Source organism: Streptomyces sp. NPDC101132 (assembly GCF_044759225.1).
Taxonomy (GTDB): Bacteria; Actinomycetota; Actinomycetes; order Streptomycetales; family Streptomycetaceae; genus Streptomyces.
In genome coordinates this window covers 216,691-237,105 of record NZ_JBIVYX010000001.1, presented here as the reverse complement: position 1 = coordinate 237,105, position 20,415 = coordinate 216,691, and the positions used below count along the sequence as shown (strand labels likewise).

General features: G+C 74.9%; 18 protein-coding genes and 1 pseudogene. 13 read left to right on the top strand and 6 right to left on the bottom strand.

Annotation, left to right across the window (positions count from 1 at the left end):
* Positions 1-37 precede the first annotated feature (37 nt).
* Positions 38-1,246 (top strand): transglycosylase family protein, encoded by a 1,209-nt coding sequence (locus ACIQUR_RS01160; RefSeq protein ID WP_403656561.1) that lies wholly within the window; start codon positions 38-40, stop codon positions 1,244-1,246.
* Between the two features lie 204 nt (positions 1,247-1,450).
* Here the strand turns inward: ACIQUR_RS01160 and ACIQUR_RS01155 are convergent.
* Positions 1,451-2,251, bottom strand: a pseudogene (locus ACIQUR_RS01155) (DMT family transporter); the annotation flags it as partial.
* 369 nt (positions 2,252-2,620) lie between these two features.
* Between ACIQUR_RS01155 and ACIQUR_RS01150 the strand changes: the two are divergent.
* On the top strand, positions 2,621-4,096 hold the full coding sequence (locus ACIQUR_RS01150; protein ID WP_403656558.1) for an SDR family NAD(P)-dependent oxidoreductase: 1,476 nt from the start codon (positions 2,621-2,623) through the stop codon (positions 4,094-4,096).
* Here the strand turns inward: ACIQUR_RS01150 and ACIQUR_RS01145 are convergent.
* Positions 4,075-4,689: an inositol oxygenase family protein gene (locus tag ACIQUR_RS01145; protein ID WP_403657940.1), complete on the bottom strand. Its 615-nt coding sequence runs from the start codon at positions 4,687-4,689 to the stop codon at positions 4,075-4,077. The two genes, ACIQUR_RS01150 and ACIQUR_RS01145, sit on opposite strands and share 22 nt — an antisense overlap.
* 384 nt (positions 4,690-5,073) lie before the next feature.
* Between ACIQUR_RS01145 and ACIQUR_RS01140 the strand changes: the two genes are divergently transcribed.
* The 4 genes from ACIQUR_RS01140 to ACIQUR_RS01125 all read left to right on the top strand — a co-directional run bounded on the left by ACIQUR_RS01140 (position 5,074) and on the right by ACIQUR_RS01125 (position 7,665).
* On the top strand, positions 5,074-5,253 hold the full coding sequence (locus ACIQUR_RS01140; protein WP_403656555.1) for a hypothetical protein: 180 nt from the start codon (positions 5,074-5,076) through the stop codon (positions 5,251-5,253).
* A gap of 178 nt (positions 5,254-5,431) precedes the next feature.
* Positions 5,432-6,436 carry an NAD-dependent epimerase/dehydratase family protein gene (locus tag ACIQUR_RS01135; protein WP_403656552.1) on the top strand — a complete coding sequence of 335 codons (1,005 nt, stop codon included), beginning with the start codon at positions 5,432-5,434 and terminating at the stop codon, positions 6,434-6,436.
* Between the two features lie 123 nt (positions 6,437-6,559).
* On the top strand, positions 6,560-6,982 hold the full coding sequence (locus tag ACIQUR_RS01130) for a DUF350 domain-containing protein (RefSeq protein WP_403656549.1): 423 nt from the start codon (positions 6,560-6,562) through the stop codon (positions 6,980-6,982).
* A 194-nt stretch (positions 6,983-7,176) separates the two neighbouring features.
* The gene (locus ACIQUR_RS01125) at positions 7,177-7,665 is read left to right on the top strand and encodes a hypothetical protein (protein WP_403656546.1); all 489 of its coding nucleotides are present in this window, start codon (positions 7,177-7,179) and stop codon (positions 7,663-7,665) included.
* 69 nt (positions 7,666-7,734) lie between these two features.
* Here the strand turns inward: ACIQUR_RS01125 and ACIQUR_RS01120 are convergent, their stop codons facing one another.
* From ACIQUR_RS01120 to ACIQUR_RS01110, 3 genes are read right to left on the bottom strand one after another with little or no spacing between them, the layout of a single operon-like run.
* Positions 7,735-9,198 (bottom strand): lipase maturation factor family protein, encoded by a 1,464-nt coding sequence (locus ACIQUR_RS01120; RefSeq protein ID WP_403656543.1) that lies wholly within the window; start codon positions 9,196-9,198, stop codon positions 7,735-7,737.
* Positions 9,199-9,253: 55 nt separating this feature from the next.
* Positions 9,254-9,781 (bottom strand): DUF1990 family protein, encoded by a 528-nt coding sequence (locus ACIQUR_RS01115; RefSeq protein WP_403656540.1) that lies wholly within the window; start codon positions 9,779-9,781, stop codon positions 9,254-9,256.
* The gene (locus ACIQUR_RS01110; RefSeq protein ID WP_403657937.1) at positions 9,778-10,647 is read right to left on the bottom strand and encodes a YndJ family protein; all 870 of its coding nucleotides are present in this window, start codon (positions 10,645-10,647) and stop codon (positions 9,778-9,780) included. The genes ACIQUR_RS01115 and ACIQUR_RS01110 overlap by 4 nt, the downstream gene beginning before the upstream one ends.
* A gap of 205 nt (positions 10,648-10,852) precedes the next feature.
* Between ACIQUR_RS01110 and ACIQUR_RS01105 the strand changes: the two genes are divergently transcribed.
* The 7 genes from ACIQUR_RS01105 (at position 10,853) to ACIQUR_RS01075 (ending at position 19,716) form a co-directional block, all read left to right on the top strand.
* Positions 10,853-12,136: a DUF6777 domain-containing protein gene (locus tag ACIQUR_RS01105; protein ID WP_403656537.1), complete on the top strand. Its 1,284-nt coding sequence runs from the start codon at positions 10,853-10,855 to the stop codon at positions 12,134-12,136.
* Positions 12,137-12,199: 63 nt separating this feature from the next.
* A complete protein-coding gene (locus ACIQUR_RS01100) occupies positions 12,200-14,248 on the top strand; it encodes a SpoIIE family protein phosphatase (protein ID WP_403656534.1) in 2,049 nt (682 codons plus the stop codon).
* Between the two features lie 252 nt (positions 14,249-14,500).
* On the top strand, positions 14,501-15,361 hold the full coding sequence (locus ACIQUR_RS01095) for an Fpg/Nei family DNA glycosylase (RefSeq protein WP_403656531.1): 861 nt from the start codon (positions 14,501-14,503) through the stop codon (positions 15,359-15,361).
* Positions 15,362-15,380: 19 nt separating this feature from the next.
* On the top strand, positions 15,381-16,208 hold the full coding sequence (locus tag ACIQUR_RS01090) for a LytR/AlgR family response regulator transcription factor (protein WP_403656528.1): 828 nt from the start codon (positions 15,381-15,383) through the stop codon (positions 16,206-16,208).
* 174 nt (positions 16,209-16,382) lie between these two features.
* Positions 16,383-16,742 (top strand): hypothetical protein, encoded by a 360-nt coding sequence (locus tag ACIQUR_RS01085; protein ID WP_403657934.1) that lies wholly within the window; start codon positions 16,383-16,385, stop codon positions 16,740-16,742.
* Positions 16,739-18,493, top strand: a complete 1,755-nt coding sequence (locus ACIQUR_RS01080) for a cation acetate symporter (protein WP_403656525.1) — start codon at positions 16,739-16,741, stop codon at positions 18,491-18,493. The genes ACIQUR_RS01085 and ACIQUR_RS01080 overlap by 4 nt, the downstream gene beginning before the upstream one ends.
* Positions 18,490-19,716 (top strand): histidine kinase, encoded by a 1,227-nt coding sequence (locus ACIQUR_RS01075; protein ID WP_403656522.1) that lies wholly within the window; start codon positions 18,490-18,492, stop codon positions 19,714-19,716. The genes ACIQUR_RS01080 and ACIQUR_RS01075 overlap by 4 nt, the downstream gene beginning before the upstream one ends.
* Positions 19,717-19,789: 73 nt before the next feature.
* On the opposite strand, the gene ACIQUR_RS01070 is transcribed toward ACIQUR_RS01075, so the two are convergent.
* Positions 19,790-20,290 (bottom strand): hypothetical protein, encoded by a 501-nt coding sequence (locus ACIQUR_RS01070; RefSeq protein WP_403656519.1) that lies wholly within the window; start codon positions 20,288-20,290, stop codon positions 19,790-19,792.
* Positions 20,291-20,415: the final 125 nt, after the last annotated feature.

The following is a 20,415-nucleotide window of genomic DNA, read 5'->3' as shown; positions in this document are numbered from 1 at the left end:
AGGTTGTGCGATTCCTGATGTCTTCAAGGGGGCACTCATGGCCGTACGCGGCCGGCACCGCCGGTACCAGCCGAGCAGCATCAACCGCGCCTCGCTGACGGTCACGGCGGGCGGTGCGGGCATCGTCCTGCCGCTCATCGGCGCGGGCGACGTCCACGCGGCGAGCGTCGACACCTGGAACAAGGTCGCCGCCTGCGAGTCCAGCGGCAACTGGCACATCAACACCGGCAACGGCTACTACGGCGGGCTCCAGTTCAGCCAGAGCACCTGGCGCGCCTTCGGCGGCACCGTGCACGCCCCCCGCGCCGACCTCGCCACCAAGGCCCAGCAGATCGCGGTCGCCGAGAAGGTCCTCGACGGCCAGGGCCCCGGGGCCTGGCCCGTCTGCGGCCGCCAGGCGAACCTCGCCCGGGGCGGCCCCGCACCCGACGCCGCGCCGCGCGTGCAGACCCGTACGGTCAAGGCCGTCCCCAAGCAGCAGGGCGCCGCCGGCACCCCGGCCAAGGCCGCCGTCCCGCGCGCACAGGCGGGCAAGGGCTCCCCGTACACCGTCGCACCGGGCGACTCGCTGTCCGCCATCGCCCAGGACCACCGGGTACGCGGCGGCTGGCAGGCCCTCTACCAGGCCAACCGGCAGGTCGTCGGCGACGACCCGAACCTCATCCACCCCGGCCAGCGCCTCTCGCTGCGCGTCGGCACCCCGCGCGCCGTGCCCGCGCCGTCACCGGAGAAGCCCCCGCGCACGGCGAAGCCCGTCCCCGCCAGGCCCGAGGCGAAGACCCCCGCGAAGAAGGCCCCGGAGAAGAAGCCCGTCGCCCGGCAGGCCGGCACCAAGAAGCAGGGCGGCTTCACCTCACCGGTCAGCGGTGCCGTCGGCACCCCGTACAACGCCTCCGGCTCGCACTGGTCCAGCGGCCACCACACCGGCGTCGACTTCCTGGTCTCCACGGGCACCTCGGTCCGGGCCGTCGGCTCCGGCCAGGTGGTCTCCGCGGGCTGGGCGGGCGCGTACGGCTACGAGATCGTCATCCGGCACGGCGACGGCAGGTACTCGCAGTACGCGCACCTGTCAGCGCTGAACGTCCGGGCGGGGCAGGGTGTCAACACCGGCCAGCGCATAGGAAGGTCCGGTTCCACCGGCAACGTCACCGGACCCCACCTGCACTTCGAGGTGCGCACCGGCCCCGGTTACGGATCCGACATCGACCCGCTCGCGTACCTGCGCAACCGCGGCGTCTCGATCTGACACCACCGCCGGGACCGACGACGCGACGGACTCCCGCCGGGCACCCGAGGAAGCCACCACGCGCCCGGTGGGAGCCGCCACGCGCCCGGTGGGAGCCGCCACGCGCCCGGTGGGAGCCGCCACCGGCACGCCGCCGCCCGCCCGGACCGATGAGATCGACTCGGACTCCGCCACCTCCGCGGCGTGCCGTTCCGTCATCAGCAGCACCACACCGGCCGCCGTGAGCATCGCGAACAGGACCGCGCCCGCCGCCCCCGCGGGGCCGCCGCGGAACGACTCGCCGAACAGGGTCAGCCCCACCACGGCCGCGACCACCGGATTGACCACCGTGACCGTGGCCAGCGGAGCGGTCAGCCCCGCGCCCCGGTACGAGGCCTGGGACAGCAGCAGCCCCGAGGTCGCCAGCCCCGCGATCACCAGCATCTCCCCGTACTGGGCCAGCGGCGCCGACGCGGTCCACCCGGTGGCCACCGACTTGGTGAACACCGAGGCGATCCCGAAGGCCGTCCCCGCGGCCGCCGCCAGCAGCACGCTGCGCTGGGCGGGCCGCCGGACCAGGTGCGAGGCGGCCCACAGCACCGCCACCGCGCCCGCCGTCACCGGCACCAGCAGCCCCCGCTCACCGCCGTCCAGCGGATCCGCGTGCACGGCCCGCCCGGTCAGCGCGAGCAGCCCCGCGAGCCCCGCGGTGGCCATCAGCGCCCCGCGCCAGGCGGTCCGCCCGGCGCGGCGGTGGACGAAGAGGGCCGCCAGCGGCAGCGCGAAGACGATGGTCAGCGCGCCCAGCGGCTGGACCAGGGAGAGCGGACCGTACGCGAGGGCCGCGACGTGCAGCAGGGCACCGAGTCCGTTCAGGCCCACCGCCGTCCACCACGCGGGCCGCCGCAGCGGTGCGTAGGGGCGGTCCGGGGTGCTGACGGCCACCCGCTCCTGGACTATCGCGCCCCCGGCGTACGCCAGGGCCGATATCAGACAGAGGAGCACCGACAGCGCCAGCGCGCTCATCGGGACCCCGGCAGCGTCAGGTCCATGTCTTCCAGAATGCCTCCGTCCACTCGACTATTCCTCGAACCTGAGCAGGTCATCGCCCTACCGCGGCTGGAGTACGGCGTACTGCGGGCGGCGCACGGGGCCCGGAAGCCCGCGCTCCGGCGGACGGGAAGTGACCGCGGTGTCGCACACCGTGAGCGGGTTTGGAGGGCGGGCCGGGGGCTCCGTAAAGTTCTCCTTTCGGTACGGGACACGCGCGCGACGCGCGCGCGGGCCGCGGACGGCACGACGGACGACGCAGGCGCGGCAGCGCACGCGCGACGACCGCGGGCACGGGCGGCGACCCGGCGAGCAGACCACGAGCAACGAGGAACGGCAGCGGCCATGACGGTGACTGAAGACATCCAGGAGTACGGCCCGGGCATCGACCCCGAGCGCCTGGCCGTCTGCCTGAGCGTGCTCGAGGAGCTCGACAAGCTGGAGGTCGACCACCCCGACGCGATCACCGTGCGCCGGGCCACCGCCGGCATCTACCGCACGGTCAAGCAGCGCCGCCGCTCCGAGCGCCGCGCCGCCAAGACCGCCAACGACAAGGCCGTCACCGAGGCCACCGCCACCGGCTCCGCGCAGCGCATCGACGACGAGACCGAGGGCATCCTGCCCTCCTCGGTCACCGAGGCCGGCCGGATCGCCGGGATACTCCAGCGCCCGCGCTCCTGCTACGTCTGCAAGACCCGGTACGTCGAGGTCGACTACTTCTACCACCAGCTCTGCGCGGCCTGCGCCGCCCAGAACCGGGCCAAGCGCGAGGCCCGCGCCGACCTGACCGGCAAGCGCGCCCTGCTCACCGGCGGCCGCGCCAAGATCGGCATGTACATCGCGCTGCGACTGCTCCGCGACGGCGCGCACACCACGATCACCACCCGCTTCCCGAAGGACGCCATCCGCCGCTTCAAGGCGATGGAGGACTCGGCGGACTGGATGCACCGCCTGGAGGTCGTCGGCATCGACCTGCGCGACCCGGCCCAGTCCGTGGCCCTCGCCGACCAGCTGACCGAGGCCGGCCGGCTGGACATCCTGATCAACAACGCCACGCAGACCGTCCGCCGCCTGCCCAGCGCGTACGCCGCCCTGGTCGAGGGGGAGAGCGCCCCGCTGCCCGCCGGCGAGCTGCCCGCCCACCACGTCATCGGCGCCTTCGGCTCCGGCGCGGTCGACGGGCTGGCGGCCCTGCCCCTCGGCACGAGCGGCCTGGACGCCCAGAAGGTCGCCGACCTGGCGCTCGTGGCGGGCAACGCCAGCATCGAGCGGCACCTCGACGGCACCGCCATCGACGCCGGAGGCCTGCTGCCGGACGTCGTCGAGACCAACACGTGGGTGCAGACCATCGACCAGATCTCCCCGGTCGAGCTGCTGGAGACCCAGCTCTGCAACTACACGTCGCCGTTCATCCTCATCAGCAAGCTGCGGCCGGTCATGGCCGAGGCCGCCCGCCAGTCGGCCAGCGGCCGCGCGTACGTCGTGAACGTCTCCGCGATGGAGGGCGTCTTCAGCCGCGGCTACAAGGGCGCGGGCCACCCGAACACCAACGCGGCCAAGGCCGCGATGAACATGGTGACGCGGACCAGCGCCCAGGAGATGTTCCAGGCCGACGGGATCCTCATGACCTCGGTCGACACGGGCTGGATCACCGACGAGCGCCCGCACTTCGACAAGCTGCGGCTGGCGGAGGAGGGCTTCCACGCCCCCCTCGACCTCGTCGACGGCGCGGCCCGCGTGTACGACCCGGTCGTCCGCGGCGAGGCCGGCGAGGACCTGTACGGCGTCTTCCTGAAGGACTACTCGCCGGCGAACTGGTAGGACGCCGGCCCGCCGCCGGAGGCCCCCGCCGGGCGCACCCGCGCCCGCGGCGCGGGGCCCGGGGCCCCCGCCCGCCGGTCGTACGCCCGGTCCGCGACCAGTTCCAGGACCGGGCGCCAGTCCTCCATCACCCCCGCGTCGAGCCCGGGGGTCTTCCCCGCGTCGTCGGCCTGGCGCAGGACCACCGCCGCCCCCGCGTCCGGCCCGGCCGCGAACGCCGCGGCCTCCTCCCGGCCCATCACCCCGCCCTGCGCGGCGAGGGTCAGGGCGCTCTGCGCCGACAGCGCCCGCCGCGGCTCGACCGCCGCCAAGTACCGCTTCGCCGGTACGTGCAGCCGCACCAGCCGCGCCACGCGCTCGCCCAGCAGTCCCCGCACCGCGTCCGCCGCGGTGTCCGCGTGCCCCGCGTCGTCACCCGGACGGAGCAGGTGGCCGAGGTCGTGCACGAGCCCCGCCACCTGAAGTTCCTTGTCCGCAGGGTGGGAACGGCGCAAAAGATGTGCGGTCTGGAGCGCGTGATCGTGCAGATCCACCGGATCCCCGCTGCGGTCGGGCGTGTCCCACGCCCCGCGGCAGGCGTGCAGCAGCTCCATGAGTTCCGCGACACTGCCCACACGGGGCACGTCCGCCCCGCCGGTCTCCTCCGCCACCACGACCGCCTCCGCTCCCGCCGAGCCTTCCCCGTCCGACGGGGCGAGCAGACCACGGTCCGGTGAACACGACCGGGGGCGCGGTGCTGAACGGGCGCAGTCGGGAAGGAGACAGGCCGGATTTCACCCCCCTATCGAGCGGGACCCCGCTCATATGTGTAACCTTAGGCGCACGGAAGGCCCCACCAAGGCCACCTCCGTGTGAACACGAGACGGCGCCACCGCGACCGAACTGCCCTTTTTCACTGCCCCGACGGACGATTCGGACCGGTCGGAGGCGACCGAGCGCGGGAGCCCGACGGGTTACGCGACACAAAGGAGTGCGCGGTGACACCAGAGTTGACGCAGCATGATCAAGCCCTGAAGGAACGAGCCACCGAGCGGCGCGGCCGCCGCCGTTCCGACGAGCTGGGCAGCCTGGAGGTGTGGGCCCGGTCGGCCCCCATCCGGCTCGCCGGCTACGAGGACGACCTCGCGGAGCCGCACATCCTGCCCGGCATCGACTGACCGCCGGCCACGACGCGCCCCCGTGCCCCCTTCGGCACGGGGGCCCGCCTTGCGTGGAGCCGGGCCGCACACGGCGCTCCGCGCCGGAACCCGCCCCTCCGTCCGCTGCCGGTGAACACCCGTCCGCCCTCGGCGATCGGACGTTCCGCCCGCACCACCCGCCGGGCAGGCTGGCGCCATGAGACTGCTGATGCTGGGCGGGACCGAGTTCGTGGGCCGCGCCGTCACCGAGGACGCCCTCGCCCGCGGCTGGGAGGTCACGGTCTTCCACCGCGGCCGGCACGCACCGCCGCCCGGCGCCGCCGCGCTCCACGGCGACCGCACCACCTCCCAGGGCCTGACCGCGCTGGCCGCGGGGGAGTGGGACCTGGTGGTGGACACCTGGTCCGGCGCCCCAGCGGCGGTGCGCGACAGCGCCCGCCTGCTCGCGCCGCGCGCCGGCCGGTACGCGTACGTGTCCAGCCGTTCCGTCTACGCCCACCCCGCTGCGCCCGGCCTGGCCGAGGACGCGCCGGTCGTGGACTCCTCGCCGGACCTCACCGAAGCCCCGTACGCCGAGGCCAAGCGCGGCGGCGAGCTCGCCGCGGAGGCCGCCTTCGGTGCCGCCCGCACCCTGCTCGTCCGCGCGGGCCTGGTCCTCGGCCCGTACGAGAACATCGGCCGCCTCCCCTGGTGGCTCAACCGCACCGCACGCGGCGGCCCGGTCCTCGCCCCCGGCCCGCACGACCAGCCGGTCCAGTACGTCGACGTGCGCGACCTCGCGCGCTGGACCCTCGACGCCGCCGCGGCCGGCCTCGCGGGCCCGTACGACCTGGTCTCCCCGCCCGGCCACGTCACCCTCGGCGGCCTGCTCGACGCCTGCGTCACCGCCACCGGCGGCACCGCCGAACTGCACTGGGCCGACCCCGGGATCCTCCTCGACGCCGGCATCGAGCCGTGGACCGAACTCCCCGTCTGGCTCCCCGAAGGCCCCGACCGCGAGGCCCTGCACGGGGCCGACGTCACCCGCGCCCTGGCCGCCGGCCTGCGCTGCCGCCCGGTCGCGGAGACGGTGGACGACACCTGGGCCTGGCTCACCTCCCTGAACGGCAAGGCCCCCCACCGCCCCGACCGCCCCCCGGTGGGCCTGTCCCCCCACAAGGAATCAGCCGTCCTCCGCTCCCTCGGCGTTCCCGGCGCCTAGGCCGTTCCCTGCGGCAGCGACCTGCGCACCGCCTTCTCGCCGGACCCTGGTCCGGCCGACTGCCGTGCGATAAATTCGGCCGGCCCCGCCCCCTTTCCGTCCCGGATGGAGACACGCCCCCCAATGAACGACATCGTCAACGGACTTGGCCGGACCAGCGCCTACGGAGCGCTCGGCCTGGTGCTGCTGATCCTCGGCATCGTGCTGGTGGACGTGCTGACCCCCGGAAAGCTGCCCAAGCAGATCTGGGAGGAACGCAACCGCAACGCCGCCCTCCTGCTCAGCTCCGCACTCCTCGGCATCGGCGGCATCGTCTTCACCTCGATCTGGACCACGTACGACGACTTCGGCAAGGGCCTCGCGTCCACCGCCGCCTTCGGCGTGCTGGGCCTGGTCCTGATGGCGGTCGCGTTCCTCGTGCTCGACCTGGTCACCCCGGGCAAGCTCGGCGCCATAGTGGTCGACCCGGAGCCGCACCCCGCCGTCTGGGTCACCGCCTCCTGCAACCTCGCGGTGGCCGCCATCGTCTCGGCCTCCATCGCCTGACGACACCGACACCGACGCCGCACGAAGGCGCCGCCCCCCCCAGGGGCGGCGCCTTCGTCGTACCGGGCCCGCCCGGTCAGCCGCCACCCGTCCGGTCGACACGCCGTACCGGGCGGGGGAGGATGGAGCCATTCCCGCAGGACCCGGACGCGACCCCGTCGCGCCGGACCGACGAGGGAACGAGGAGAAGCACCATGCACCGACGCGCGCGCACCATCTCCGCGGCCGCCGTGATCGCGCTGGGCGCCTCGGCGCTCGCGGCGGCACCGGCGGTGTCCGCCCGGCCGCCCGCCGCCGCACCGGCGGCCACCTGCACCGTCTCGGAGCCCGACCAGGCGGATCGGGTCACCGTCGAGGGCAAGGGATTCGCCCGGGGCGAGGCCCAGTTGTCCTCGCCGGGCTCTCCCATCACGGACTTCAACGTGCCGGACGGCGGCTCCTTCCGCATCGCCAACAAGGCCGACGGCCGCTACGCCGTGACGCAGGGCGGCACCACCACGGTGTGCACCGGAGGCCCGGAACCCACCGGCAGGCCCGGCACCACCTACAAGGCCGGGGTCACGGCAGGCTGGGACGCCGTCAGCGAGGACTGCGCGGCCAAGCCGCCGGCGTCCGCGAACGAGGCCTTCCGGGACGGCTGGAACGAGGGCGCGTCCGCGGCCCGCGAAATCTTCTGCCCCTGACCGCCCCCCTGCCCGCACGGACGCCCTGCCCGCACGGCCGTCCCTGACCGCACTGCCCCCGGTGCGGTCCTAGTCGTACCCGTCCGGCTCGTCCGGCCCGTCCTTCTCGTCGTACGCGGCCAGGCGGGTCGGGGGGAGGAAGTCGCGGAGGAGGCGGCGGTGCCACCACGCGTGGGTGGCGCGGAGTTCGGGCCAGGTGGTGAAGCGGTAGCGGTAGAGGCGGGCGCGGACGTAGACCGGCGGCGCGTCGGGGAAGGGGTTGTGCCGCAGCAGCCGGAGGGTGTCCCGGTCGTTCTCCAGCAGCCGGGTCACGAACGGTCCGAACCAGTCCCGCGCGTAACCCGGGTTGAGCGCCGCGAACCACATCAGCCAGTCCAGCCGCAGGTGGTACGGGGCGAACTGGCGCGGCATCCGCTTCACGTCGCCGGGCTTGCCCTTGAACTCGTACGGCAGCCACGCGCTCTCCCGCGAGGGCACCGGGTCGGCGGTGCCCTCGACGACCACCTCGTCGCGGATCCGGCCGACCGTGCCGAAGGCCCCGTACGCGTTCACCAGGTGCAGGGAGTCGAAGGAGCGGTTCATCGCCTGGCGCCGGGAGAGCAGGTTGCGGGCCGGGCGGTGGCTGAGCACCAGCACCAGTGCCGTCACCGCGCACACCGTCACCACGTACCAGACCGGGGTCTCCCCGAAGTCCGCCGCGGTGCGCCGCGGGGCGCCGAAGAGGGTGAAGTCCACCGCGGACAGGGCGAGGACGATGGTGATCCAGTTCAGCCAGGCGAAGTTCCCCGAGAACACCAGCCACAGCTGGGTCACCACCATCACGGCCGCCGCGACCGTGGCCACCGGCTGGGGGGTGAACAGCAGCACCGGAACCAGCAGTTGCGTGACGTGGTTGGCCGCGCACTCCACCCGGTGCAGCGGCCGGGGCAGCCGGTGGAAGAACCAGCTCAGCGGCCCCGGCATCGGCTGGGTCTCGTGGTGGTGGTAGAGGCAGGTCAGCCGGCGCCAGCACGGGTCGCCCCGCATCTTGATCAGCCCCGCGCCGAACTCCACCCGGAACAGCACCCAGCGCAGCAGCCAGAGCACCGGCACCGGCGGCCCGACCGAGGCGTTGCCGAGGAACACGGCCAGGAAGCCGGCCTCCAGCAGCAGCGACTCCCAGCCGAAGGCGTACCAGGTCTGCCCGACGTTGACGATCGACAGGTACAGCGCCCAGAGCACCAGCCACATGGCCATCGCCGCCCCGAGGGGCACCGCGTCGGCCGCGCCGCAGGCCACCGCCGCGGCCAGCAGCACGCCCGTCCAGGCGCAGCACGCGAAGAGCCGGTCGGAGTAGCGCAGTTGGAACAGGCTGGGCGCACGGGAGAAGGGGACCTGGCGTACGTAGTGGGGGACGGGCAGCATGCCCTTCTCGCCGATCAGCGCGCGGAACTGGAGCGCGGCGGCGAGGAAGGCGACGGCGTACAGCCCGGCGAGGCCCCGCTGGAAGACCAGCCGGCTCAGCCAGTAGCCGGGCTCGGTGAACCAGTCCATCACCACCAGTATCCGCCCGGCACCGGCCCGGTGCCTCAGGCCGTCGCGAGGTGCCTCAGGCCGCCGCGAGCCGCCGCAGCCGGCGGCCGCAGAGGCGGGCGAAGCGCAGCTGGAGGAACGGCACGACCGGTCCGGCCAGGCGGGTGTACCAGGTGGCGGGGCGGCTGAAGGCGGTCACGGTGAACCACACCGCCCCGTCCTCGGCCAGCTCCACCAGGAACGACTCCTCGCCCTGCTCGGGGTGGCCGTTCCGGGTGCCGTACGCGAAGCCGGTGAGGTCCCGCTCGTACACGGCCCCGACCACCTCGCAGGGCACGGACAGCTCCAGCCGGCCGATGCCGAGCCCGTTGTCCAGCCGTACGCCGGGCTCGGCGCGCTCCCGGTCGGCCCGCACCCGCAGGCCGACGGCCCGGTGCATCGCGAAGGTGGTGACCGCCCGGCCGGCGGCCTCGAAGGCGGCCCGGCCGGTGCCGACGCGGGTGCGGTGGCGCAGGTGGTGGTAGCCGGCGGGCAGCGGGCCGCCGCGCAGGGTGGCGCCGGCCTCGGGGTAGCTCAGGGCGGCGGGGTCGAGCAGCGGGTTCATGCCGGTGTCTCCTTCAGACGGTGCCAGGCCAGCACCGAGCACAGTGCGAAGCCGAGGGCGTTGCCGAGGCCGTGCGTGGCCGCGGTCCAGGTCAGGCTGAGGTGGGGGAGTCCGGTGGCCTCGCCCAGCGCCCAGCTGAGCGCGAGCAGCATGGTGGCCGGCAGGACCACCGCCGAGGTGGTGAGCAGGGCGCGGGTGAGGCGGTCGGCCGTGCGGCCGCGGATGTCCTGCCAGGTGAGCAGCGAGACGGTCCACATGCCGGCGGTCAGCACGAGCGCACCGGCCAGTTCCAGCCAATCGTCGACGAAGTATCCGGCGAGGACGAGCAGTGTTCCGGCCGGAACGCTGTACGCCGCGAACCGCGCCCGCGGCCCGGCCCCGGCCGCCCGGCAGACCAGCCCCGCCACCAGTGCCGCGGTGAAGCCGGCGAAGTGGAAGTGGGGCACGGTCAGGGCCAGGATGTCGAGGTCGAAGCCGAAGAGGTGCCGGCCGGCGCGTTCGGCGACCAGCGCGGTCGCGGCCACCGAGGGCGAGACCAGGGCGGTGAGCAGGGCCACCTCCTCGGCCGGGAGCCGGAGGCGGCCCCGCCCCGCCGGGTCCCCCCGCCCCGCCCGGACCAGCCGGGCGCCGGCCACGGCCGCGAGGGCCAGGGCGGCCAGCGCGTACACGGCGGCCAGGGCCGTGGCCGGGGTGCCCCGCGGCAGCCACAGGGAGACCGCGCCGGGCAGTGCGGCCACCGGCCACCAGCGCGCCGCGACCGTGAGGACCCCCGTCCCCCGCGGTCCGGCGGGGCCGGCCAGCCGGAGGCCCGCCGGGACGACGGCCAGCATGCCCAGGGCCACCACCGGGTCGACCAGCAGTTCCAACGCGGACACCGCACACCCCCCTTGAACGTGTTCAACTCGCAGGTGCAGCCTACGCAGATTCTTGAACATGTTCAAGAAGGGCTGCCGGTGTGCGGCCCCTGCGCCATTGGTGCACGCAGCGTCACCCCCCGGCCCCGCTCCGCTTGCGGCCCGGTGTGCGGCCCCGCAGACAATTGAGGGCACTCCAGGCCGAAGAGGAGATTCCGTGCGAGCAACGGTCCGCAGCTACCCCCTCGCCGCCTGCGTGGCCGCCCTCGGCCTCCTCACCGCGGCCTGCTCCGACGGCGGCGGCGCCCGCGCGGCCGACCGCGGGCAGGAGGTCCACCTCCAGCCCGTGGCCGCGGCCGGCCCCGACCCGTTCACCGCGTCCACGGCCACCTCCGCCGTCGCCCTCCCCTCGGGCACCGGCGGCACCTCGGGCACGGCCGACGTCGAACCGACCGACAGCGGCGGCGCCCCCACCCTGCGGACCGTCAACGGCGCCGTCCCCGGCCTCTACGGCGGCACCCACAAACTGGGCAGCTGCGACGTCGAACAGCAGGTCGCCTTCCTCGCCGCCGAGCAGGCCAGGGCCCGCGCCTTCTCCCGGGCCGCAGGCGTCGCCCAGGCCGAGCTGCCCGACTTCCTGCGCGGCCTCACCCCGGTCGTCCTCCGGGCCGACACCCGGGTCACCAACCACGGATTCCGCGACGGCCGCGCGACCAGCTTCCAGTCCGTGCTCCAGGCCGGCACCGCCGTCCTCGTCGACGAGCACGGGCTGCCCCGCGTCCGCTGCGCCTGCGGCAACCCGCTGATGCCGCCCGCCGCAGTCGAGGGCAAACAGCTGCACCAGGGCGCGCCCTGGCCCGGCTACCAGCCCCACCAGGTCGTCGTGATCAAGCCGACCACCCAGGCGGTCACCAACCTGGTGATCGTCAACATCACCGACAACACCTGGATCGAACGCACCACCGGCGACGACGGCGCCCAGGACCGGCGCCCCGCGGTCCCGCCGGCCCACGACCCGACCGGCCCGATCCCGTCCGACGCGCCCGCCAGCCCGGACACCGGCTCCGGCGACCCCTGCGCCACCCCGAGCAGCACCCCGACCCCGCCCCTGAGCGCGACTCCGAGAGCGGACGACGGCACCGCCGCGGAACCCCCGGCCGCCCGGCCCACCGACTGTCCGCCGCTCACCCCGCCGCCCGCGGTGGTGTCGCCCGACACCACCGTCCCGGACCGCAGCAGCCCCGCCGAACCGCTGCCCAGCCTCCCCGACACCGGCACCACGCCCGGCGACGTCCCGTCCGACCTGCCCGTGGAGACGCCGCCCGGCGACCCGTTCACCGAAGAGGTCCCGGTGCAGCCGGACGGCTCGACCGGGGACCCGTACGACCCCTACGGCGTCGACCCGTACGCCCCCAGCGACCCGTACGCCCCCTACGACCCGTACGGCGGCACCGGCGACACGCAGGCCCCAGACCCCGACGCCTACCTGGAGAACGCCTGAGCCGAGCACACCGCGCGGCGGCCTCCTGTCGAGGAATCGGCCGAAGAATGTCATGGTGGAGCGGTGCCGACCACCGTATCGCTGCCGGACGACTGGCCCGCACACCCGGACCGGAGCCTGGCGCTCAACCGGATGGGCAGCTTCGACTGGGACCTGGTCACCGGGCTCATGCACATGGATCCGGCCGCACACGAGGTCTTCGACGTCCTGCCGGACGAATACGACGGACGCCCCGAATCCCTCGCCCCCCGGGTCCCGCCCGCCGAGGCGGTCCGGCTCGACGCGATGGTCTCCAGCGCCCTCAAGAGCGGCTCCGACAGCTACGGCGCCTACTTCCGCATCCGCTGCCGCGACGGCCGGCACCGCTGGACCCACACCCAGGGCCGGGTGATGCGGGACGCCGACGGCCGCCCGTACCGCATCATCGGCATCGTCCGCGACGCCACCGAGGAGCTCAGCCACTCCGCCGAGCGCCTCGGGCTCGACGAGGAGCGCCGCCGCCAGACCTCGGTGGTCGAGGGCACCACCGCGGCCCTCGCGCACGCCCGCACCGTCCAGGACGTCATCGACGCGCTCAGCGACAGCCAGGGGCTGGAGCGCCTGGGCACCATGGGCATGGTGATGGGCCTGGTCGAGTCCGGCAGCCGGATCCACCTGGTCGCCGAGGGGCCCGAAGGCAGCTTCGTGCCCGGCACCCGCTACACCCGGATCGACGAGGGCTACCCGATGAGCGAGGTGGTCCGCTCGCTCCAGCCGCGGTTCATCGAGTCGGCCGAGGACTTCGCCGAGGGCTACCCGATCCTCTGGGACAAGATCGCGTACATGGAGATCTCGGCCGCCGCCTACCTGCCGCTGATCGCCCAGGCCCGGCCCATCGGCGCCATCGGACTCCTCTACCAGGACAAGGACGGCTTCACCCAGGACGAGCGGAACCTGCTGGTCGCGCTCGGCAGCAGCATCGCGCAGAGCCTCCAGCGGGCCATGCTGCTGGAACAGGAGCACGAACTGGCCGAGGGCCTCCAGCAGGCGATGCTGCCCCGCCGCATCCCCAGCGTCCCCGGCGCCCAGATCGCCGTCCGCTACCGCTCCGCACGGATGGGCCGGGACATCGGCGGCGACTGGTACGACGTCATCCCCCTGCCCGGCGGCCGGGTCGGCGCGGTCATCGGCGACGTCCAGGGCCACGACACCCACGCCGCGGCCGTGATGGGCCAGCTCCGGATCGTGCTGCGCGCCTACGCCTCCGAAGGCCACGCACCGGCCACCGTGATCGCCCGCGCCTCCGGCTTCCTCCACGAACTCGACACCGACCGCTTCGCCACCTGCACCTACGCCGAGGCCGACCTGACGACCGGCGTGGTCCAGCTGGTCCGCGCCGGGCACATCGACCCGCTGCTGCGCTCCCGCGAGGGCGACGTGCGGCGCGTGCCGGTCGAGGGCGGCATGCCGCTCGGCCTGTCCGCCGAGTTCGGCCGCCTGGAGTACCCCGTCACCACCGTCGAGCTCGACCCCGGCGAGACCCTGCTGATGTGCACCGACGGCCTGGTCGAACAGCCGGGCGCCGACCTCGACGACGGCATCCAGGCGCTCACCTCCCAGATCCGGCGGGGCCCCGCCGAACTCCAGAGCCTCGCCGACCGGCTCTGCGAGATCGTCGACGAGCGGGGCGGCGACGACGACATGGCGTTGCTCCTGCTCCGGCGCCGCGTCGAGGAGACCCCGCGCGGCGGCGGCCGCCTCCAGCAGCACGTGGCCCAGAACGACCCCGAGGCCCTGATCTCCGCCCGGCACATGATCGGCGCCGCGGTGCGGGCGTGGGGCGCGGGGGAGCGCGCCGACGAGATCGAACTGGTCGCCGACGAGCTGATCGTCAACGCCCTGATGCACACCGAGGGGCCCGCGATCGTCACCCTCCGCGTCCTCACCGGCCCCGAACGCCGCCTCCGCGTCGAGGTCGAGGACCGCTCCAGCGCCCTGCCGCGCCGGCGCGAGGCCGGCGAATCCGGCGTCTCGGGACGCGGCCTGATGCTGGTGGACCGCCTCGCGGACGTGTGGGGCGTGGAGTCCCGCGGCAGCGGCAAGTGCGTGTGGTGCGAGTTCGTCATGGACTGACGCGCCGCGGCGCTCCCGCCCCCGCCGACCGCGGCGCTGCCGCCCTCGCGGGCTGCGGCGCTGCCGCCCCCGCCGACCGTGGCGCTGCCGCCCTCGCGGGCTGCGGCGCTCCCGCCCCGGCGGGCTGAGGCGGTCCCGTCCCGGCGGGCCGCGCAGCTCCCGTCCCCGCCGGCCACCCGGGACCGGCCCCCGTCCGTCCCCCGGACCGCTCCCGGCGCGCCGCGCGCGGCCGTGTGCGGCAGGCTGGAGTACATGCCGGAACTGCCGGAGGTGGAGGCCCTGCGGGACTTCCTCGACGAGCACCTCGCCGGCCGGGTCGTCGAACGCGTCTGGCCGGCCGCCGTCAGCGTGCTCAAGACGTACGACCCGCCGCTGACCGCCCTGCACGGACGGACCGCCGGGCCCACCGCCCGGTACGGCAAGTTCCTCGCGCTCTCCTTCGGCGACCTGCACCTGGTCACCCACCTCGCCCGGGCGGGCTGGCTGCGCTGGCAGGACACCCTGCCCGCCGCCCCGCCCCGCCCCGGCAAGGGACCCCTCGCGCTGCGCCTCGCCCTGGAGGGCGGCGGCGGCTTCGACCTCACCGAGGCCGGCACCCAGAAGCGCCTCGCCGTCCACGTGGTCCGCGACCCGGCCGAGGTGCCCGGCATCGCCCGCCTCGGCCCCGACCCGCTCGCCGAGGGCTTCGACCGGGACGCCTTCGCCGCGCTCCTCACCGGCGAACGCCGCCAGATCAAGGGCGTCCTGCGCGACCAGAGCGTCATCGCCGGCATCGGCAACGCGTACAGCGACGAGATACTCCACGCCGCCCGCATGTCCCCCTTCAAACTCGCCGCGAAACTCGGCGAGGACGAGGTGACATGCCTCTACGAGGCCCTGGAGACCACCCTCGCCGAGGCCGTCGAGCGCTCCCGGGGCGTCGCCGCCGGGCGGCTGAAGGCGGAGAAGAAGAGCGGACTGCGCGTCCACGGCCGCACCGGGGAGCCCTGCCCCGTGTGCGGGGACACCATCCGCGAGGTCTCCTTCGCCGACTCCGCCCTCCAGTACTGCCCCACCTGCCAGACCGGCGGCAAGCCACTGGCCGACAGACGCCTCTCCCGCCTGCTGAAATAGGCCGTTTACACTGCGCGGCATGCTGCGCGCGCTGGCCGTCGACGACGAGAAACCCGCTCTTGAGGAACTGCTGTACCTGCTGCGGGCCGACCCGCGCGTGCGCAGCGCCGAGGGAGCCAACGACGCGACCGGTGCGCTGCGGCGGATCGGCCGCGCCCTGGAGGCCGGACCCGGCAGCCCCGACGCCATCGACGTGGTCTTCCTCGACATCCACATGGCCGGGCTCACCGGCCTGGACGTCGCCCGCCTGCTGTCCGGCTTCGCCCGCCCCCCGCACCTGGTGTTCGTCACCGCCCACGAGGGCTTCGCCGTCCAGGCCTTCGACCTCAAGGCGGTGGACTACGTGCTCAAGCCGGTGCGCCGCGAACGCCTCGCGGAAGCGGTACGCCGCGTCTGCGACCAGCACGTCCAGCAGGTCCCGCAGGTTCCCGGACCCGGCGGTGCCGCCGCTGCCGCCGGGCCGGCCGGCCCGCCCGGCCCCGGAGCCGTCAGGATCCCCGTACAGCCGCCGGCCGACGGGCAGATAGCCGTCGAACTCGGCGGCGTCACCCGCTTCGTGCCGGTCGACGACATCGCGTACGCCGAGGCCCAGGGCGACTACGCCCGCCTGCACACCGCCGCCGGCAGCCATCTCGTCCGCATCCCGCTGTCCACCCTGGAGGAGCGCTGGGCCGCCCGCGGCTTCGTGCGCATCCACCGCCGCCACCTGGTCGCCCTGGCCCGCATCGACGAACTCCGGGTGGACGCCGGGGCCACCACCGTCCGCGTCGGGGCCGCGGAACTGGCCGTCAGCCGGCGGCACGCCCGCGAACTGCGGGACCTCCTGCTGCGCCGGGCCCGGGGCTGACCGGTGGCCGCCGACAGCCCGGACCGGCCGCCGGTCCCGTACGGGGACCACCCCGATCCGCAGGCGCCGCACCCCGGCGCCCCCGCCCCGCGCCGCGAACCGCCCGTACCCGGCACCGGCACCCCCGCCCCGCACCCCGGCGCCCCCGCCCCGCGCCGCGAGACCGTCACCGGCGTGCCCCTGCCCGCCCGCCGCCGGGCCCCCGTGCCCACCCCCGCCCGCTCCGAGATCACCGAGCAGACCTCCCTCGGCGCCACGTACGTACGGGCCCTGATGCGCAGCCAGCTCCGCACCGCCCTCGCGGCACTGGCTGCCCTCACCCTGCTCGTCGGCGGCCTCCCGCTGCTGTTCGCCCTGCCGCACACGCCCAGCGGCACCGCGCCCGCCCCACTCGTCTGGGCGGTGCTCGGGGTCGCCGTGCACCCGGTGATGTGGCTGACCGCCCGCTGGTACGTACGCCGCGCCGAGCGCAACGAACGCGACTTCACCACCCTGGTCACCGACCCGGCCGACCGGAACGAGGGCCGCCCGTGAACCAGGCCCACGCCGTCGCCGCCGTCACCGCCGTGGTCCTCGGCACCCTCCTCATCGGCGGCCTCGGGCTGCGCATCTCCCGGACCACCTCCGACTTCTACGTCGCCTCGCGCACCGTCGGCCCCCGCCTCAACGCCGCCGCCATCAGCGGCGAGTACCTCTCCGCCGCCTCCTTCCTCGGCATCGCCGGCCTGGTCCTGCTCCAGGGCCCCGAGATGCTCTGGTACCCCGTCGGATACACCGCCGGCTACCTCGTGCTGCTGGTGCTGGTCGCCGCCCCGCTGCGCCGCTCCGGCGCCTACACCCTGGCCGACTTCGCCGAGGCCCGCCTGGAGTCCGCCGCCGTCCGCCGGCTGGCCGGGCTGTTCGTCGTCGGCATCGGCTGGCTCTACCTGCTGCCGCAGCTCCAGGGGGCCGGACTGACCCTGCACATCCTGACCGGCGCCCCCGACTGGTTCGGCGCCCTCGTCGTCGGCGTGGTGGTCACCGGCGCGGTCGCGGCCGGCGGCATGCGCAGCATCACCTTCGTCCAGGCGTTCCAGTACTGGCTGAAGCTGACCGCCCTGCTGGTGCCCGCCTTCTTCCTGCTGGCCGCGTGGGCGGGGGACGGCGCCCCGCGCGCCCGGTTCGCCGAACCGCCCCGGTTCCGCGAGCAGTCGGCCGTACGCGTGGCCGACACCGTACGGCTGGACCTCGCCGCACCGCTCACGGTCACCGTCACCGGCCGCGTCGACGGCCTGGACCACCACGCCCGCCCCGTCGCCCTCGCCGCCGGCCCCCACCGCGTGGAGGCCGGCACCGTCCTGGACTTCCCCGAGGGCGCGCGGGTCCCCGAGCGCGCGGCCCCCTCGGGAACGGCCGGCGCGCCGTGGTCGCAGCCGCTCACGGGCAGCCGCGAGGAACACCCGCTGTACGCCACCTACGGGCTGATCCTCGCCACCTTCCTCGGCACCATGGGCCTTCCGCACGTGGCCGTCCGCTTCTACACCAGCCCCCACGGCACCGCCGCCCGCCGCACCACCCTGGTGGTCCTCGGCCTGATCGGCACCTTCTACCTGCTGCCGCCCGTCTACGGGGCCCTCGGCCGCATCTACGCCCCCGAACTCGCCCTGACCGGCAGCGCCGACGCGGCCCTGCTGGTGCTGCCCGAGCGGATGGTCGGCGGCGTGGCCGGGGACCTGCTGGGCGCCCTGCTCGCCGGCGGCGCCTTCGCGGCCTTCCTGTCCACCGCCTCCGGGCTGACCATGGCGGTGGCCGGTGTGCTCACGAAGGACGCGCTGCCCCGCCGGCTGCGGTGGCGGCGCCGGTCCGCCGCGGGGGTCCGGCCCGCCGGGCCCGGCGTGCGGGCCTTCCGGCTCGGGACGGTCGTGGCCATGGGGGTGCCGCTGCTGGTCAGCCGGTTTGTGGCGAACGTGCCGGTCGCCGACGCGGTGGGGCTGGCCTTCGCCGTGTCCGCCTCCTCCTTCTGCCCGCTGCTCGTGCTGGGCATCTGGTGGCGGGGGCTGACCGCGCCCGGTGCCGCCAGCGGACTGCTGGTCGGCGGCGGGGCCGCGCTGACGGCCGTGCTGGCCACCCGGGCCGGGGTGCCCGGCGGGGGCTGGGCGCACACGCTGCTGGCCTGGCCTGCCGTCTGGTCGGTGCCGCTGGGCTTCCTGACGATGGTGGCCGTCTCCCTGGCCACCCGGGACCGGGTGCCGGCCGGGGCGGCGGCCACCCTGACCCGGCTGCACCTGCCGGAGGGGCTGCGATGACGGGCGAGGTGCTGGCCGGACTGGTCCTCGGGGGCCTCGCCCTGCTCGCCGCGGGGGCGGCGCTCGGGCGCCGGTGGGCGGTGCGCGGCGACCGCCGCGGCTCCCTGGACCTGGGCACCCCGGTGGAGCGGGCCACCTTCCACACCCTGCACACGGCCTCGCTGGCCGCGCCCCCGCTGCGCGGCGGGCTCACCGAGGACACCGCGCGGAAGGCCGTACGGCGCCTGCGGCCGCTGCTCGGCACCGAGGCCCTCTGCCTGACGGACCGGGACGCGGTGCTGGCCTGGGACGGGCCCGGTGCCGGGCACCACGTGGACGTCGTGATGGGCAAGGTCGCCGCGCCGCTCGACTCCGGGCGCAGCATCGCCGTCGAGACCGGCTGCGACGACCCCGGCTGCCCGCTGCGCTGGGCGGTGATCGCCCCGCTCACCGGCGAGGAGGGCGTCCTGGGGGCGCTGGTGGCCTATGGTTCGCGTGAGTCGGCGGTGCTGGTGCGGGCAGCGACCGAGGTGGCCCGCTGGGTGTCCGTACAGCTGGAACTGGCCGAGCTCGACCGGTCCAGGACCCGGCTGATCGAGGCCGAGATCCGGGCCCTGCGCGCCCAGATCTCCCCGCACTTCATCTTCAACTCCCTGGCCGCCATCGCCTCGTTCGTCCGCACCGATCCCGAGCGCGCCCGTGAACTGCTGCTGGAGTTCGCCGACTTCACCCGCTACTCCTTCCGCCGGCACGGCGACTTCACCCAGCTCGCCGACGAACTGCGCTCCATCGAGCAGTACCTGGCGCTGGCCGGCGCCCGGTTCGGCGACCGGCTGACCGTCACCCTCCAGGTGGCGCCCGAAGTCCTGCCGGTGGCACTGCCGTTCCTGTGCCTCCAGCCGCTCGTGGAGAACGCCGTCAAGCACGGGCTGGGCACCTCGGTGGCCGAGTGCCGGATCACGATCGCGGCGCGGGACGCGGGCGACGAGGCGGTGGTGACCGTCGAGGACAACGGGGTGGGCATGGACCCGGCCGCCTTGCGGGCGCTGCTCGCGGGGGAGGGGCCCGCCCCGTCCGGGATCGGGCTGCGCAACGTGGACGAGCGGCTGCGGCAGGTGTACGGCGACGCGTACGGGCTGGTGATCGAGACCGGGGTGGGCGCGGGCATGAAGGTGACGGTCCGGGTGCCGAAGTACCGGGCGGGGGTGCACCCCGGCGCGGGGGCGGCCGTACCGCCCGGGTGAGCGCGGGGGAGTCCGCACCGCCCGGGTGAGCGCGGGGGCGCCCGTACCGTCCGGGACGGCGGCGCGTGGACGGTCAGAACAGGTGCATCGCCAGGTGGCCCAGTGGCAGGCCGAGTTGCCAGGCGGGGGTCCAGACCCGGACGTTCTCGTCCAGGCCGGCGCCCTCGCGGCGGGCCGGGTCCAGGTTGGTGGCGTACAGCTCGGTGCGGTCCAGCCAGCGCCAGGCGGCCCGGGCCAGCTCCAGGTCGGCGTCGTCGCCGCCCCGGTCCCGTGCCTCCTCGCCGAGCTGGAGGAACCGGGTCTGCACCCAGTCGCGCCAGGGGTGCCCGTACGCGGTGAGCGAGAGCCACTCGTCCAGCTGCGAGACCACGCGGATGCCGGACAGCTCGCCGGCCGCGTCGGAGAGGTAGATGGTGAGGGCGAGGGTGTCGCGGCCGGCCCGGAACTCCAGGGTGCTGACCGGGATCAGCCGTCCCGTGCGCAGGAGTTCGTCCGCGATGTACTCGGCGTAGAGCCATGCCAGGGGCACCGCGAGCCCACCGTCACTGGTGCCGTTACCACCCTCGGGGCGCACCGTTCCACCTTCTCCCGCGTGTCGAGCCTGCCGCCGTCTGCCCCGAGCCTTCACGCAGCGGCGGGACGGGCGGGGGACGTTTACTCAACTTGAACGGTCTGATGGCAAATTCGATGCGCCCTGGG

Bases quoted from the DNA above. Each gene is read 5' to 3' on its own strand.
- ACIQUR_RS01130 (WP_403656549.1), top strand. From the start codon at position 6,560: ATGAACGACATCGTCAACGGACTTGGCCGGACCAGCGCCTACGGAGCG.
- ACIQUR_RS01120 (WP_403656543.1), bottom strand. From the start codon at position 9,198: ATGGACTGGTTCACCGAGCCCGGCTACTGGCTGAGCCGGCTGGTCTTC.
- ACIQUR_RS01115 (WP_403656540.1), bottom strand. From the start codon at position 9,781: ATGAACCCGCTGCTCGACCCCGCCGCCCTGAGCTACCCCGAGGCCGGC.
- ACIQUR_RS01125 (WP_403656546.1), top strand. From the start codon at position 7,177: ATGCACCGACGCGCGCGCACCATCTCCGCGGCCGCCGTGATCGCGCTG.
- ACIQUR_RS01150 (WP_403656558.1), top strand. From the start codon at position 2,621: ATGACGGTGACTGAAGACATCCAGGAGTACGGCCCGGGCATCGACCCC.
- ACIQUR_RS01160 (WP_403656561.1), top strand. From the start codon at position 38: ATGGCCGTACGCGGCCGGCACCGCCGGTACCAGCCGAGCAGCATCAAC.
- ACIQUR_RS01135 (WP_403656552.1), top strand. From the start codon at position 5,432: ATGAGACTGCTGATGCTGGGCGGGACCGAGTTCGTGGGCCGCGCCGTC.
- ACIQUR_RS01090 (WP_403656528.1), top strand. From the start codon at position 15,381: ATGCTGCGCGCGCTGGCCGTCGACGACGAGAAACCCGCTCTTGAGGAA.
- ACIQUR_RS01145 (WP_403657940.1), bottom strand. From the start codon at position 4,689: ATGGAGCTGCTGCACGCCTGCCGCGGGGCGTGGGACACGCCCGACCGC.
- ACIQUR_RS01095 (WP_403656531.1), top strand. From the start codon at position 14,501: ATGCCGGAACTGCCGGAGGTGGAGGCCCTGCGGGACTTCCTCGACGAG.
- ACIQUR_RS01075 (WP_403656522.1), top strand. From the start codon at position 18,490: ATGACGGGCGAGGTGCTGGCCGGACTGGTCCTCGGGGGCCTCGCCCTG.